At 57.9% G+C, this 366-nt stretch carries 1 rRNA gene; it reads right to left on the bottom strand.

From position 1 onward, the window contains the following. Positions 1-366: ribosomal RNA gene (locus AN218_RS28690) — 16S ribosomal RNA — on the bottom strand; the annotation flags it as partial.

Below are 366 nucleotides of genomic sequence, written 5' to 3'. Positions count from 1 at the left end.
GTTACCGACTTTCGTGACGTGACGGGCGGTGTGTACAAGGCCCGGGAACGTATTCACCGCAGCAATGCTGATCTGCGATTACTAGCGACTCCGACTTCATGGGGTCGAGTTGCAGACCCCAATCCGAACTGAGACCGGCTTTTTGAGATTCGCTCCACCTCACGGCATCGCCACTCATTGTACCGGCCATTGTAGCACGTGTGCAGCCCAAGACATAAGGGGCATGATGACTTGACGTCGTCCCCACCTTCCTCCGAGTTGACCCCGGCAGTCTCCCGTGAGTCCCCAGCACCACAAGGGCCTGCTGGCAACACGAGACAAGGGTTGCGCTCGTTGCGGGACTTAACCCAACATCTCACGACACGA

Source organism: Streptomyces nanshensis (genome assembly GCF_001751255.1).
Taxonomy (GTDB): domain Bacteria; phylum Actinomycetota; class Actinomycetes; order Streptomycetales; family Streptomycetaceae; genus Streptomyces; species Streptomyces nanshensis_A.
This window is presented reverse-complemented; position numbering and strand designations above follow the sequence as displayed.